Here is a 12670-nt window from a genome sequence, read left to right as displayed (position 1 = left end):
CTCCCGCCGACGTCGGTGGGGAGGCCGGGGGGACCGTGCCCGACGGGCGCCGCCCGAACGAGCGTCCCTCGCGGAGCCGGCGGTCGATGACGTTGACCAGGTGCGTCAACGGCACCGTGATGATCAGGTAGAACACGCCCGCCAGCACGAGCGGCGAGAGGTTGCCGTTGGTGATGGCCGCGTCCTGCCCGATGCGGAACAGCTCGCGCTGCGACGTGATCAGGCCGAGGAAGTACACGAGCGACGAGTCCTTGACGATCGCGATGAACTGGTTCACCAGCGACGGGAGCACCTGGCGGATGCCCTGCGGGATCACGACGAGCCGCATCGAGTCGCCGTGGCTCATGCCGAGCGCCCGGGACGCCTCGAGCTGACCACGGTCGACGGCGAGGATGCCGGCCCGGAAGATCTCGCCGATGTAGGCGCTGGCGATCAGGCTGAGGGCGAGGATGCCCAGCGGGTACGGGTTCCCCCGCGTGAACAGGTTGAACAGCGGGGACAGGCCCGTGCCGATCAGCAGGATCGTGAGGATGGCCGGGAGGCCGCGGAACACGTCGGTGTAGATGCGGCTGAGCACGCGCGGCAGGCGATGGCGGCTCGTGCCCATCACCGCGAGCAGCAGCCCGACCACGATGCCGATCGCCGTGGCGCAGAGGGCCAGCAGCAGCGTGTTCCACACCCCGTAGGCGAGCATGTCGGGCAGCGTGCGCAGCATCGCCTCGCCGTCGAAGAAGCTGCGGCCGATGTTGGCCAGCGCGTCGGAGAAGTTCACGGTCGCCCCCTGCTCACTCGCTCGGCTGGAACTCGTCGGGCACGGGCTGGTCCGGGAAGAACTCCTGGTCGATCTCGAGCCAGGTGCCGTCGGCGACGATGTCGGCGACAGCACCGTCCACGGCCGTCTTCAGTGCGTCGTTGCCCTTCGCGATCGGGAAGCCCACCGGGAACTCCGGCACGGCGACGTTGATCGCGATGGTCTGCGAGCCGTTCGACGCCGCCGCGTACTCCTCGGCCACGGGGAAGTCGAGGAAGTGCGCGTCGATCGTGCCCGAGCCCAGCGCGGCGACGGCGCTGTTGTTGTCGGGGAAGCGCACGAGCTCGGCACCGGTGAAGTTCTCCTGCGCGTAGCTGTCCTGGATCGTGCCCTGGACGATGCCGAGGCGCTTGCCGTCGAGCGAGGACTCGTCGTCGGTGATGCCCGAGCCGTCGGCGGCCAGGACCGAGATGTACCCGATGAAGTAGTGGTCGCTGAAGTCGACCGTCTTCTCGCGTTCTTCGGTGTCGCTGATGGACGCGGCCGCCATGTCGAGTTGCCCGTTGGCGACGGCGGGCAGCAGGGCCGAGAACTCCTGCGTGACGAACTCGGTCTTCAGCCCGAGGCGCTTCGCGACCTCCTTCGCCATCTCGACGTCGAAGCCCTGCAGCTCGCCGTCCTCGGTGTACGCGTACGGCTTGGTGTCGCCGGTCGTGCCGATCCGCAACGTGCCGGCCGAGACGGTGCCCAGCTCGTTCGAGGCGCCGGCTTCGGAGCCGCCCGACGAGCAGGCGGTCAGGGCGAGGCCGAGGGCGGCGACCGCGGCGAGGGCGGCCGTGAGGCGGGTGGTCGTTCGTCTGGTCATGGTTCTCTCCTGTCAGGGCGGTGCGAGGCGGTGCGGTGCAAGGGGAGTGCGGGGTGGGTTCGGGAGGCGCGGGTCGGGTCGATCAGGACGGCACGGCCAGGCGGTCGACCGTGTCGGTGGCGGCCGCAGCCGTGTGGTCGTCCTCGTCGAGCCAGGACGTGCCGTCGTAGCCGCGGTCGGGGCTCATGAAGTCGATGTCGGTGAACGGTTCCTCGTCGACGGCCAGCTGCGCGAGCAGCTCCCCGATCGCGGGGGCGTGCTTGAAGCCGTGGCCGCTGTCGCCGCCGGCGACCACGACGCGGGGGTCGCCGCCGGGGTGGCCGATGACGAACTGCCGGTCGGGCGAGTTCGTCACCATGCAGGCGATCGCCTTGGCGGGGGTCGGGTCGAGCCCCGGGAAGGCCCGGGCCACGGCTGCCGAGAGCATGCCGTAGTCCGCCGCGGGGTGGATGTACCGGTCCACGGTGTCGGCCTCGGCGTCCTCGAAGGCACCGCCCGAGTCCTCGAGGCCGATCTTGACGGCGTAGCCGTCACCGTCGCCCCGGTCGGCGCCGTGGCCCCAGAGGGTGGTGCCGTCGGGCAGCTGGCGGATGAACACCGGGAAGGCCGCGAGGTCGAAGTCGCCGCCCGGTGCCGTCGCCTCGGGGGTCGTGCCCTCGAACCAGAAGAGCGGGGTGCGGCGGGCGACGAGGGGATGGTCGACGAACTGCGGGGTCCAGGCACCGAGCGTCACGACCACGCGAGCGGCCCGCAGCACGCGTCCCCCGGCCGTGACCTCGACTCCCCCGTCGACGGGGTCGATCGCCGTCACCCGGGTGTCGGTCAGCACGGTCGCGCCGAGCGACCGGGCCACCTCGACGGCGGCCCGCACGCCCTTCTCGGGGTAGCTGATGCCGGCGGCGGGGTCCCACACGCCGATGTCGTCGGGGCCGAAGCCGGCGTACTGCGGGAACCGCGCGACGAGTTCGTCGTGCTCGAAGACCGTCGCCTCGAGCCCGGCCTCGTGGACGGCACGCAGGGTGCCGGCGACGACGTGGCCGTCGCGGGGGCCGACCATGACGCCGCCGGTCTGACGCAGGAGGGTCTGACCGGTGCGCTCGCCGAGGTCGTACCAGAGGTCGCGGGCGCGGGTCGCGATCGGGGCGAGCCCCGGGTGCTCCATGCAGGCGATGCGGAACAGCCGGGTCGCGCCGTGGGTCGAGCCCATCGGGTGGCCGATGCCGAAGCGCTCGACGCCGATCACGCGCCGTCCCCGCTCGGCGAGGCGCCAGAGCGCCTGTGCCCCCCAGGCGCCGAGCCCGACGACGATGACGTCGGCGTCGAGGGACGGGTCGGTGGGTCCTGGTACCGAGGAGGCGGTGGTGGCGTCGTTCATGGCCCCTGTCTATTGCGTCGGCACTTGCGCCCTCAAATACCAAAAAGGGATGATCTGATACGCGCTGCATATGAGGCGCGACCGACGAGAGGCCCGTCATGGAGATCCGAGAACTCACCTACTTCATGGCGGTCGCCGACGACCTGTCGTTCACGAAGGCCGCCGCGCGGTTGCAGATGAGCCAGCCGCCGCTCAGCCAGGCCATCTCACGACTCGAGGCGAAGCTCGGCACGCGGTTGTTCGAGCGGCAGGCGCGGACGGCCCCCCGACTGACCCCCGCGGGCGAACTGCTGAAGCGCGAAGGCAAGCGCATCCTGCACCAGATCGAGCAGACCGAGTCGCTGCTCGACTCGGTCGTGGCCGACGTCCAACCGCTGCGGGTGGGCAGCATCAGCTCGGTGCTCGCCGGCCTGCTGCCGACCGTGGTGCGGGCGTTCTCCGCGTCGCACCCGGGTGCCCGGGTGCTCGTCGAGGAGAGCGAGGAGCAGGCGATCCTGTCCGACCTCGTGCGGGGGTCGGTCGACCTGGGGTTCACGCGCGTCCGGTCGATCGACGACCGGTTCGAGGTCGAGCAGCTGGCTCTCGAGCCGCTGGTCGTGGCCCTGCCCGACACCCACCGCCTGGCAGGCGAGACCTCGGTGCCGCTCGGCGAACTGGCCGAGGACGACTTCATCATGTTCAACCGCGAGGACGCACCCCAGGCCTACGACCGCATCGTCATGTCGTGCGTCCGCGCCGGGTTCAACCCCCGCATCCCCATCCACGCGGTCAACGACCTCTCGATGCTGAGCACGGTCGCCTGCGGCCTCGGCGTCTCGCTCATGCCCTACCTCTCGTCGTACATCCCGATCCCCGGCGTCCGCTTCGTCACGATCGCCGAGGACTGGGCGCGGACGGCCCTCTCGATGCTCTGGCTCTCCGGCCGGCCGAACCCCATGACGACGGCCTTCACGGCGCAGATCCGGACCGAGCTCACCGTCATGCGCGACCGCGACCTGCGGGCCGGGCGCATCACCCTCGAGTTGATCGGCGGTTGAGCCGACGACGCGAGCACGACTCGGGGCACGTCGCGTCCCGTGTCAAGCCCGGTGCGCATCCTCCCCGGACCGGAGAGGATGGAGCATCTCCTGCCAGTGCTTCACGGGCGGCACGGTCTCGTCACACGGGCGTGTCGGCGGAGAACGGTGCGACGAACGTCGCGTCGCGGGGCCGCGACCTGCCCTAGGGGTCGCGGCCCCTCACAGGCCTGCGGCCTAGTGTGACGACCAGTGCGCGTCCCGGCCGACCATCGTGTCTCCAGACCTCGGACACGACGAGACCGGGCGGACAACCGCTACCGAAAGATCAGAGGTCCATCCCATGCCCGTGACGACGCTGTACACACGTCAACAAGCGATCCGCCTGTCGCCCGAGAGCGACGTCGACGCCCTGAAGGGTCGGATCGTCGCCGCATCCGGCGGAGCGCCGGAATTCGTCGACGTCGAGACCGCGTCGGGCAGCCACGTGTCCGTCCTGGTCACCGGTCGGACCGAGATCTGGTTCGAGACGGTCGACCGTGTCGACGAGCCGTCGGCAGCGTCCGTCGCGGAGCTCCCCGACTTCGACTACTACGCCGCCGAGTCGGCGTAGTCGTCCGGCTCTCGTCGGATCTCGGCCAGGCTGAGCTGCGACGACGCAGTGATCAACACCTCGACGGCCTTCAAGGTGCCGGCCCCCTCGTTGACGGTCAGCCAGAACGACTCACCGCTGGTCGCGGTCGCCAGGACGCGGGCCTTGAGGTCCTCGAACGACGTGTTCGACAGGGTGTACGCATGGCCGTCGTAGACGATGTCGATGCGGTTCATCAGGTGGCCTTAATGGTGGGCACGGAGGGCTCGGGCACGATCTGCAGACCCGCGTTCGTGTTGGCACTGACCTCGAGAGCGTGGATCCATGCAGGGTTGATGACCGGGCTGCGCGAGCCATAGTACTTGTACACCAGCGGGATGGTCGGGTGCAGCCAGATGCTCGTGCGGCCGTCTCCGACCTGCTGGTCGTCTTTCCACGAGAAGTAGAACGACTCACCGCGACGCATCTTCATGCCGATGACGATCTGGAGATGGGCGAGGGTACGGTCGTCGAAATCGATGGTCAATGAGCGGTCGTAAGCGAGTTTTCCCATGTCTGGCCTTCTGCGAGATCGGAGCGACCGGGGGCCCAGACGGCCGCTCGACGCACGGGTCGTTGGACGACCGATGCGACCAGACGCTACACGACATCTGTCCCCCGACACCGACCCTTCTGCCCCGACAATCCTCTCTCACACAACTGACGTCAGGTCAACCCTCTTCACCAGAACGGGGGGTCTTCATAGATTGGAGACCGATCCCCGGGCCAGCGGAGATCGGTCACCCCGAGAGGAAAGGTCGGTCATGAGCACCTACGAAACCAATCCGTTCGCTCGACCCGCGGTGATCCACACGTACCCCAAGCCCGGCAACGCTCGAGCGCATCGAGTGAGCGTCGGCCTGACCGGCATCGACCGGAGCAGCAGTGCGTACCGGCTGCCCGCCTACGAGGATTTCTTCCTGCCCCGCCCCTCCCACGAAGGCATGTCGTCGAGAGGAGGCACCTGGTGAAGCACATGACCTTCGCCGACAAGTCGTTCCTGCTCGGCGACGAGACCGCCGTCGCGGTGCTCGAGTACGCCGCGGCCTTGGCCCACCACCACGACGCGGACGACGTCGAGCTCGAGGCCATCAGCTCGGACGGTGACGAGGTGCGAGCCACCCTGTTGCTCGGCGGGGGTGCACCGCTCATGGCCGAGAGCGCCCACACCGAGTTGCCCGAGCCCGACAACGCCGACGCGCTCGCCTACATGAAGCGACGCATCGACGCGTTGCGGCACGCACCGTCGGCCAACCCTCTCGACCCGGAGACGCACGCCGACAGCACGTACTCCGAACCCGACCTCACCCAGAGTTGATCGAGACGGATCGACGCGCCTCCGCCCTGTCCGCCCGCGACGACCCGAGATTCCCTGAGCTCGACGAGACTCATCCAGCGAACCGGGCGGTGACCATGACGACATTCGACGACGCGGTCGAGGCGATGAGTCGTGCGCCGATCGGTGATTCGTTGTCACGGCCCTTCCTCGACCTCTTCCCCGTCTCCGGGGTCTCGATCGCCACCGTGGGCCCCGTCCTCGGCAGCGAGACCCTGACGGCGACGGACGACACCGCCCTGCGGCTCGACGAGCTGCAGTTCGACCTCGGCGACGGCCCGTGCTGGGACGCCATGCGCACCGGCAGCCCGGTGCTGGTGTCCGACGCGCGTGCGTCGTCCAGTGCCGTCTGGCCCACGTTCGGCCCCGCGATCGTCGACCTCGACGTCCAGGCGATGTTCGTGTTCCCCGTCCGGGTGGGCCCCCTGCAGCTGGGTGCCATCGACCTGTACAGCGACCGGCCGGACGAGATGCCGGGCGAGGCCGTGATGCGGGCCCAGATCCTGGCCCGAGCCGTCAGTCGCGCCGTCCTGCGCCACACGCTCGAACGGGAGCGACGCGACAACAACCTCGAAGTCGAGCCCGTCGGGGCGCACTCGCGCCGCATCGTGCACCAGGCCACCGGACGCATCCTCGTCCAGGCCCGGGTGTCGGCCGACGATGCGCACCTCCTCTTGCAGGGCTACGCGTTCTCGACCGGGGCCCGCGTGATCGACGTGGCCACCGACATCCTCCGTGGGCGGTTGACGTTCTCGGCCTCAGAACACGGAATCGAGGAACACCGCAATGAGTAACACCGACCGGGAGACCCATCTCGTCGACGTCTTCACCACCCTGGCCGACACCCTCGTCGCCGACTACGACGTCGTCGAACTGCTGCAGACCCTGGTCGACACCACGGTCGACCTGTTCGACGTGAGCGCCGCGGGCATCCTGCTGGCCGAGGCCGACGGGGCGCTCGACGTCGTGGCCTCGACCAGCGAGGCGTCGTACCTGATCGAGGTCATGCAACTGGACTCCGAAGAGGGCCCCTGCCTCGACTGCTACGTCACCGGCGCCTCCGTCAGCGTGCCCGACCTCGGCACCGTGCCCGACCGGTGGCTGCCGTTCGCCCGGGCCGCGTCCGAGCACGGCTTCGCCTCGGTGTTCGCGATCCCCCTCCGACTCAGGGCCGAGACGATCGGCACGCTCAAACTCCTGCGTCGAGAGACCGGCGACCTGAACCCCCGTGACATCCGCGCCGCCCAGGCGCTGGCGGACGTCGCCACGATCGGCATCCTGCACGAGCGCACGGTGCGCGAGGGCGACGTCGTGCAGCGACAGTTGCAGACCGCCCTCGGCACGCGCGTCGTCATCGAGCAGGCCAAGGGCGTCGTGTCCGAGACCCGACGCGTCAGCACCGACGCCGCCTTCGACGTCCTCCGGCGCCATGCTCGTGACCACAACGCCCGCCTGGCCGACGTCGCCCGGGACGTCGTCGAGCGCCGCCTCGAACTCTGACCTCCAACGCGAACCGGCCATGGCCGCCGGACCTGCCTAAGCGATGACGACCAACTTTGTCCAGCCCCTTCTCAGGGGGCGACGTGACTGCGAGTCTGTTCACCGAGCCCGTCGCGGGCCGGCCTGAACCCGGCTCGCGAGGGGTGGCCGATCGGTTCCCGAAGACCATCGGCCCGTGAGTGCCCTCCAACGATCACCCGTTTCGACGGAGGGCACTCACCATCAGACCGCGGCCGCCGCCCGCGCGACGTAGCCCTCGACGAGCCGCTCGCTGGCGGCCTCCGTGTCGGGCACCGTGGCGCGGTCGACCGTGAGCCGGGCCCAGTCGTCACCCAGCACGAGGTCGGTGACGCACTCCGTCGCCGAGCAGGACCGGTACGCCCGGTCACCGTCCGCGAGCCCGGGCACGCTCACGGCCGTGTCGGGGTCGAGCAGACCGAACTCGATGCGCTGCTCGAGGGCCCAGGCGCCTCCGGCCAGGACGCTCTCGCTGCTGTAGGGCGTCGTGTCGTCGAGGATCGAGCACGACGTGGCGACCGCCCGACTCCAGGCCGCGGCGTAGACCGACCAGCCACCGCCCGGGGTCAACACGAACAGGTCGTCACCCGCGCCGAGGGCCTCGCGCTCGAGCGCGGCGTCGGCCACGCAGGACCAGGGCCGGGCCGGCCCGCCGAGCGGCCAGGGGTCGTCCACCACGTCGGCCGACGAGACGACCTCGGTCACCTCGGCGACGACCGGTGCGAAGCGCTGCTCGGACGTGGCCTCGACGGACGGCGCGAACTCCGTCGCGATGATCGACACCCAGCTGTCGCCGACCAGCTGGTCGAAGGTGCAGCCCCGGAAGGTCTCGTCGCCGAAGCACCGGCCGTCGGGGTCGTCGCCGTAGATCTCGACGAACCGCGGCCACGTGTCACCGGCGTGCGGGAGAACCTGCACGAGCAGGCCGCTGTAGCCGCCGCCCCCGGTCGGGTTGTTCTTGCCGTCCGACGACCCTCCGTCGTTCCACGTGCACGAGAGCCCACCTTCTTGGGCGATCGCGTAGTCCGAGGGCCTGACGGAGTCGCGGTCGTAGTAGTCCCGCGGAGTCCATGACGCGTCGAAGGCACCGGCGGTCTCGGCGGACAACAGACCTGCGCAGTCCACCCCGAGTTCGGTGACCGGCGAGTCGGCGACCGGTGTCGCCGTCGCCGTCGCCGTCGGCCCGGAGGCCACCGGCGTCGACGGCTCCGAGTCGTCACCGCCCGCACCGCCACTCGTGCACGCCACCAACAGCATCGTCGTCGCGAACATCGACGCGAACGCCGCCCCGACCCGTTTCGTCGTCGTCCCCATGCCCCGACGCTACCGAGCAGAGGAGGCGCGGGCCGTCTCGATCGCGCAACGGTCGTACCCGATCGCCGCGGGACGGGGGACAACGGCATCACGGTCTCGTCACGACGAGGCCCGCAGCCGACTCCGCCCGTCGACCGGCCCGACCGTGCTGTCTACAGTCGACCGACCGTGCTCACCCGACGCGCGGCACCACTCGTCCCGGGGGAACCATGTCCACATCACGCCGCCTCGGCGCCGCCACCGCCCTGCCCGCCGTCGCCTTGGCCGCGGCCCTCGTCCTCACGCCCGCCACGGCCTTCGCCGCCGAGGGCGACCCCGTGTCGACCGACGCCCCGACCGGCACCTCGACGCCGACCGACTCGACGTCGGCCGACTCGACGAGCGCCACCGCCGTGACCGTCCCGGGCGAGGCCGCACCGGCGGTGCCCGAGCAGGCCGGACCCGACGCCCCGGCCGTCGCCCCCGCGACGCCCGCGAGCGGCGCCACCGACACCAGCGGATCGTCGGAGGGAACGACCCACGCGGCCTCACCGGAGGCCGACGCCCCGGTCGAGACCCCGGCCTCGACCCAGGAGGTCGCTCCGGCAGAAGCCGCGGCCGACGTGGTCGTCGACGACCTCTTCGTCCTCATCCCCGTCACCGCCGCGCACCCGGGCCAGGCCTTCCCGGTCGTCGCCCAGGGCTTCACACCCGGTGACGTCGTGGACGTCACGGTGTCGGGCGACGGCGTGCCCGCCGATGCCGACTACGTCTCGTTCGACGACTCCCCCGTCTTCGACGAGGACGGATCGACGGTGTTCTGGGTGGAGCTGCCGGCGACCTTCGCCGTCGGGGGCGTCGTCACGGTCACGGTCACGGACGGCAGCGGCCTCTCGACCTCGTCCGACGTGCCGGTGACGGCCTCCGTCCCGGCCCCCGCGCTCTTCGCACCGGTCGGCGCGACGGCCGGTGTCGTCACCGTGAACGGCCAGAACGGCATCCCCGGCGGCTACGCCCTCGTCGAGGTCTACGACGCCGACGATCTGGTCACCGAGCTGCCCGACCCGTCGACCGATGCACCATCGCCGGACGCCGACCCGACGACTGAGCCCGACCCGACGACTGAGCCCGACCCGACGTCCGACGCCGAGCCCACCGGCGACGAGATCGCCTTCGAGATCCAGGTCGACGTCGACCCCGTCCCCTACGAGGTCTCGGGCTCCGCGACGGCCGTGGTGCCCGTGGACGCGGACGGACGCTTCGCGGCCCGCTTCGTCCTGCCCGCCGGCGACTTCGCGACGGACGCCTACACCTTCGACGCCGACTTCACGACGGAGAGCGACTTCTCGGAGGCCGTCGTCTTCTCGGTCGCCCCGGCCGTCGTCGTGCCCGCCGTCACGACCCCGGGCACCGTCGCCCCGACCGCACTGCCGGCACGTCGCGTCGCCGCCGTGACGCCGACCCGCGCGACGTCGCTCGCCTACACGGGGTCGGAGCCGTCGGGCGCGCTGACCTGGGCCCTCGGTGCCGTCCTCGCCGGGGCCGGTGCGCTCGTCGTCGGCCGCCTGCGCCTGCGTCGCCGCTGAGTCGAACCCGGCGGGCCCCTCAGGCCGCCACGATGTGCACAGCCCGCCACGAGATCTCGTGGCGGGCTGTGTACATCGTGGCGGCGTGCGGCGGGGCGCAGCGCGGCGCGGCGGCGGTCACCCGTCAGGGCGCGGGCTCACCCGGGGCCGGCGGGTCGCGGACGACCTGCTCGGCTCCGGCCTTGTCCAGCGTCCCCGGGAAGTTGAACCGCCCGAACTTCCCGGTGGGGTCGTGCGGGCTCACCGGGCGGGCGATCGAGGAGGCGCGGATCACCTCGATCAGCAGGTCGCGTCGGGCGTCGTCGAGCGCGGGCGTCGACCGCTCCCTGAGCAGCACGGACGCCGTCGGCCCCCGACGTCGGCCGATCTTCAGCAGCAGACCGGCCTGGTCGCCGTCGCTCAGCCCCACGAGCTCGGCCCGTTCGATCTGGTCGAACGGCACGACGCGATGGCGGATGCGCAGTCGACGCCCCTCGAGGTCGATCGCGAAGGGGGTGTTGAGCCACAGCACGACGTTCCACCCGACCGCGGCGGCGGTCGCCCAGAACACGAACGAGATCGGCACGGCGATCGGGCCGAACAGATCGACCAGCGACTCGCCCCCTCGAGAGAAGAAGGCACCGGCCGTCCCGAGGATCACGCTCGCCGGCAGGAAGACCCGCATCGCCCGCACCAGCACCCGCTGCTTCGGCTCGTCGTCGAACACGATCCAGGTCTCGTCGGACATGCCGTCACCGTACCGGGCCGTGCCCCGCGAGGCGTCGGCGAGGACCCCACCACTCCCCTGGTGTAGACAATCCCTCATGGACAAGGCCGTACCCGACCCGCCTCGCCACCGTTCCGAGCAGAAGCTGCGGGGCGCTCAGGCCTGGATGGTGAGCGTGTACGCGCTCCTGACCCTGCTGCTCGTCGCCCAGCTCGCCTGGCGGGCGCAGTCCGAGGGCCGGGACGGCTCGTGGTTCGTCATGCTCGTCGGCACCGTCCTCTTCGCCGCCGCCGTCGTGGTGCTCGCCCTGCGCACCCTCGCCCTCTCGTCCTGGCGACGCCTCTCCGTGGACCCCGGCGAGCGCCTCCTCTGGGGTACCTTCGCCGAGCGCGTCCTGCCCACCGGAGGCGCGGCCTACCCCGGTCGCTTCGCCCTGTCCACGACGCGGTTGCGCTACGTGCCCGACCCGGTCTCGCGCCTCCGAGGGGTGACGGCCGAGGAGTGGCCCGTCGCCGCGCTGCACGACGTCCGTGTCACTCCGGTGGACGAACGCCGTCGGCGCCGTGGCGGCCGCTGGGTGATGGTCGACGCCGAGGGCGGCGCCCCGATCACCCTCATGTCGAACGAGTCCCACCTGGTCGCCGACGAGCTCTTCGAGGCGTTGGAGGTCGCCGCGCCGGCGACCCGCGACTAGGCGAGCCGCGCCTCCAGGCCGGCCCGCACGTCGGGCCACTCGGCGCGGACGATCGAGAAGTAGGCCGTGTCGCCCAGTGTGCCGTCGGCGGCGACGCGGTGCGAACGCAACACCCCCTCGGGCACGGCGCCCAGTCGACGGATCGCTGCCGCGCTCCGCAGGTTGCGGGCGTCGCAGCGCAGCGCGACCCGGTTCAGGCCGAGGGCGTCGAACGCGTGCGTGAGCAGCAGCAGCTTGGTGGCGGGGTTCGTCCGTCCTCCCCAGAAGGGGCGGCCGTACCAGGTGCTGCCGATCTCGACCCGCCCCTGCGGCGGCACGAGGTCGTAGAGGGTCGTCGTGCCCCGCACCTGGCCGTCGTCCTCGCCGCGCACCGTGAACGCGAGGGTCGTCGGGTTCGCGAGTTGCGCCTCCACGTGCTCGGCGTAGGCCGCGACGCTCGCCGGACGCGGCGTCACCATGCCCGCCCACAGCCCGTCGTCGGTCAACGGCCAGAGCGCGGCCGCGTCCTCGACGGCGAGCGGATCGAGCCGCACGCCGTGCCCCATCAGCGCGACGTCGTGGATCATCGGTCCTCACCTGGCGTGCTCATGCGCACGATCCTAGGGACCGTGGACGAGGAGGCGCGGCGCCGGCCGCGGACACCGGTCACGACGCCCCGCGCGCATCCGCTACGGTGATCGATCACAGCCCACGAACTGGGGGCCGCGGCACGACCCCACCGTGCCGCACCATCGTCTGACGCGTCCGACCCGACGGGCCCGCCCGAGGAGACACCCATGAGCACCCACAGCACCCCCACCCGCCTGCGCGAGGACGACGTCGACGGCGTCGTCTGGGACGCCGCCCAGGAGGCGCGACTCGCGTCCGCCCCCGCCCGCACCTCGGCCGCGGCCGCGGCC

Annotated in this window: 16 protein-coding genes; 8 read left to right on the top strand and 8 right to left on the bottom strand. The window is 71.2% G+C overall.

From position 1 onward, the window contains the following. From ARTHRO9V_RS15345 to solA, 3 genes are all read right to left on the bottom strand, one after another. Positions 1-715: amino acid ABC transporter permease (locus ARTHRO9V_RS15345; protein WP_159828969.1), on the bottom strand; the 715-nt coding region annotated here is incomplete at its 3' end. 70 nt (positions 716-785) lie between these two features. Further along, entirely contained in the window at positions 786-1616 is an 831-nt protein-coding gene (locus ARTHRO9V_RS15340; protein ID WP_159828966.1) for an ABC transporter substrate-binding protein, read from the bottom strand. An 82-nt stretch (positions 1617-1698) separates the two neighbouring features. Further along, positions 1699-2991 carry an N-methyl-L-tryptophan oxidase gene (gene solA / locus ARTHRO9V_RS15335; RefSeq protein ID WP_159828963.1) on the bottom strand — a complete coding sequence of 431 codons (1293 nt, stop codon included), beginning with the start codon at positions 2989-2991 and terminating at the stop codon, positions 1699-1701. A gap of 98 nt (positions 2992-3089) precedes the next feature. Here solA and ARTHRO9V_RS15330 point away from each other — a divergent pair, with 98 nt between their 5' ends. Together ARTHRO9V_RS15330 and ARTHRO9V_RS15325 are read left to right on the top strand one after the other, a co-directional pair. Then, a complete protein-coding gene (locus tag ARTHRO9V_RS15330; RefSeq protein WP_056047057.1) occupies positions 3090-4028 on the top strand; it encodes a LysR family transcriptional regulator in 939 nt (312 codons plus the stop codon). Between the two features lie 322 nt (positions 4029-4350). Beyond that, complete coding sequence (locus ARTHRO9V_RS15325; RefSeq protein WP_056047060.1) at positions 4351-4620, top strand: hypothetical protein; 270 nt, start codon at positions 4351-4353, stop codon at positions 4618-4620. Here ARTHRO9V_RS15325 and ARTHRO9V_RS15320 read toward each other — a convergent pair. Continuing rightward, entirely contained in the window at positions 4599-4835 is a 237-nt protein-coding gene (locus ARTHRO9V_RS15320) for a hypothetical protein (protein WP_159828961.1), read from the bottom strand. The two genes, ARTHRO9V_RS15325 and ARTHRO9V_RS15320, sit on opposite strands and share 22 nt — an antisense overlap. Then, a complete protein-coding gene (locus ARTHRO9V_RS15315) occupies positions 4835-5152 on the bottom strand; it encodes an ATP-dependent DNA ligase (protein ID WP_159828958.1) in 318 nt (105 codons plus the stop codon). Before ARTHRO9V_RS15315 ends, ARTHRO9V_RS15320 begins: the two co-directional genes overlap by 1 nt. A 250-nt stretch (positions 5153-5402) precedes the next feature. Here ARTHRO9V_RS15315 and ARTHRO9V_RS15310 point away from each other — a divergent pair, with 250 nt between their 5' ends. The 4 genes from ARTHRO9V_RS15310 (at position 5403) to ARTHRO9V_RS15295 (ending at position 7474) form a co-directional block, all read left to right on the top strand. Further along, the gene (locus tag ARTHRO9V_RS15310; protein ID WP_159828955.1) at positions 5403-5609 is read left to right on the top strand and encodes a hypothetical protein; all 207 of its coding nucleotides are present in this window, start codon (positions 5403-5405) and stop codon (positions 5607-5609) included. Continuing rightward, positions 5606-5956: a hypothetical protein gene (locus ARTHRO9V_RS15305; protein ID WP_159828952.1), complete on the top strand. Its 351-nt coding sequence runs from the start codon at positions 5606-5608 to the stop codon at positions 5954-5956. The genes ARTHRO9V_RS15310 and ARTHRO9V_RS15305 overlap by 4 nt, the downstream gene beginning before the upstream one ends. A gap of 95 nt (positions 5957-6051) precedes the next feature. Next, positions 6052-6768 (top strand): GAF and ANTAR domain-containing protein, encoded by a 717-nt coding sequence (locus ARTHRO9V_RS15300; protein ID WP_159828949.1) that lies wholly within the window; start codon positions 6052-6054, stop codon positions 6766-6768. Beyond that, complete coding sequence (locus ARTHRO9V_RS15295; RefSeq protein WP_159828946.1) at positions 6761-7474, top strand: GAF and ANTAR domain-containing protein; 714 nt, start codon at positions 6761-6763, stop codon at positions 7472-7474. The genes ARTHRO9V_RS15300 and ARTHRO9V_RS15295 overlap by 8 nt, the downstream gene beginning before the upstream one ends. A 222-nt stretch (positions 7475-7696) precedes the next feature. Here the strand turns inward: ARTHRO9V_RS15295 and ARTHRO9V_RS15290 are convergent, their stop codons facing one another. Next, positions 7697-8806 carry a hypothetical protein gene (locus tag ARTHRO9V_RS15290; RefSeq protein WP_159828943.1) on the bottom strand — a complete coding sequence of 370 codons (1110 nt, stop codon included), beginning with the start codon at positions 8804-8806 and terminating at the stop codon, positions 7697-7699. Between the two features lie 209 nt (positions 8807-9015). Here ARTHRO9V_RS15290 and ARTHRO9V_RS15285 point away from each other — a divergent pair, with 209 nt between their 5' ends. Further along, positions 9016-10371, top strand: a complete 1356-nt coding sequence (locus tag ARTHRO9V_RS15285) for a hypothetical protein (protein WP_159828940.1) — start codon at positions 9016-9018, stop codon at positions 10369-10371. Between the two features lie 124 nt (positions 10372-10495). Here the strand turns inward: ARTHRO9V_RS15285 and ARTHRO9V_RS15280 are convergent, their stop codons facing one another. After that, positions 10496-11098: a hypothetical protein gene (locus ARTHRO9V_RS15280; RefSeq protein WP_159828937.1), complete on the bottom strand. Its 603-nt coding sequence runs from the start codon at positions 11096-11098 to the stop codon at positions 10496-10498. Positions 11099-11174: 76 nt separating this feature from the next. Between ARTHRO9V_RS15280 and ARTHRO9V_RS15275 the strand changes: the two genes are divergently transcribed. Beyond that, complete coding sequence (locus ARTHRO9V_RS15275; protein ID WP_159828934.1) at positions 11175-11771, top strand: hypothetical protein; 597 nt, start codon at positions 11175-11177, stop codon at positions 11769-11771. Here the strand turns inward: ARTHRO9V_RS15275 and ARTHRO9V_RS15270 are convergent. Beyond that, positions 11768-12337 carry a GNAT family N-acetyltransferase gene (locus tag ARTHRO9V_RS15270; RefSeq protein ID WP_159828931.1) on the bottom strand — a complete coding sequence of 190 codons (570 nt, stop codon included), beginning with the start codon at positions 12335-12337 and terminating at the stop codon, positions 11768-11770. The genes ARTHRO9V_RS15275 and ARTHRO9V_RS15270 overlap by 4 nt on opposite strands. Positions 12338-12670: the final 333 nt, after the last annotated feature.

The organism is Frigoribacterium sp. 9N, assembly GCF_902506305.1.
In the GTDB taxonomy this organism is placed as follows: Bacteria; Actinomycetota; Actinomycetes; order Actinomycetales; family Microbacteriaceae; genus Frigoribacterium.
Note: the sequence above shows the minus strand (reverse complement) of the source record. Positions and strands in the feature narration are given on the sequence as shown.

Coding starts and splice junctions, on each gene's coding strand:
- ARTHRO9V_RS15315 (WP_159828958.1), bottom strand. CDS start 5,152: ATGGGAAAACTCGCTTACGACCGCTCATTGACCATCGATTTCGACGAC.
- ARTHRO9V_RS15340 (WP_159828966.1), bottom strand. CDS start 1,616: ATGACCAGACGAACGACCACCCGCCTCACGGCCGCCCTCGCCGCGGTC.
- ARTHRO9V_RS15280 (WP_159828937.1), bottom strand. CDS start 11,098: ATGTCCGACGAGACCTGGATCGTGTTCGACGACGAGCCGAAGCAGCGG.
- ARTHRO9V_RS15300 (WP_159828949.1), top strand. CDS start 6,052: ATGACGACATTCGACGACGCGGTCGAGGCGATGAGTCGTGCGCCGATC.
- ARTHRO9V_RS15295 (WP_159828946.1), top strand. CDS start 6,761: ATGAGTAACACCGACCGGGAGACCCATCTCGTCGACGTCTTCACCACC.
- ARTHRO9V_RS15290 (WP_159828943.1), bottom strand. CDS start 8,806: ATGGGGACGACGACGAAACGGGTCGGGGCGGCGTTCGCGTCGATGTTC.
- ARTHRO9V_RS15310 (WP_159828955.1), top strand. CDS start 5,403: ATGAGCACCTACGAAACCAATCCGTTCGCTCGACCCGCGGTGATCCAC.
- ARTHRO9V_RS15320 (WP_159828961.1), bottom strand. CDS start 4,835: ATGAACCGCATCGACATCGTCTACGACGGCCATGCGTACACCCTGTCG.
- ARTHRO9V_RS15270 (WP_159828931.1), bottom strand. CDS start 12,337: ATGATCCACGACGTCGCGCTGATGGGGCACGGCGTGCGGCTCGATCCG.
- ARTHRO9V_RS15275 (WP_159828934.1), top strand. CDS start 11,175: ATGGACAAGGCCGTACCCGACCCGCCTCGCCACCGTTCCGAGCAGAAG.
- ARTHRO9V_RS15325 (WP_056047060.1), top strand. CDS start 4,351: ATGCCCGTGACGACGCTGTACACACGTCAACAAGCGATCCGCCTGTCG.
- ARTHRO9V_RS15330 (WP_056047057.1), top strand. CDS start 3,090: ATGGAGATCCGAGAACTCACCTACTTCATGGCGGTCGCCGACGACCTG.
- solA (WP_159828963.1), bottom strand. CDS start 2,991: ATGAACGACGCCACCACCGCCTCCTCGGTACCAGGACCCACCGACCCG.
- ARTHRO9V_RS15285 (WP_159828940.1), top strand. CDS start 9,016: ATGTCCACATCACGCCGCCTCGGCGCCGCCACCGCCCTGCCCGCCGTC.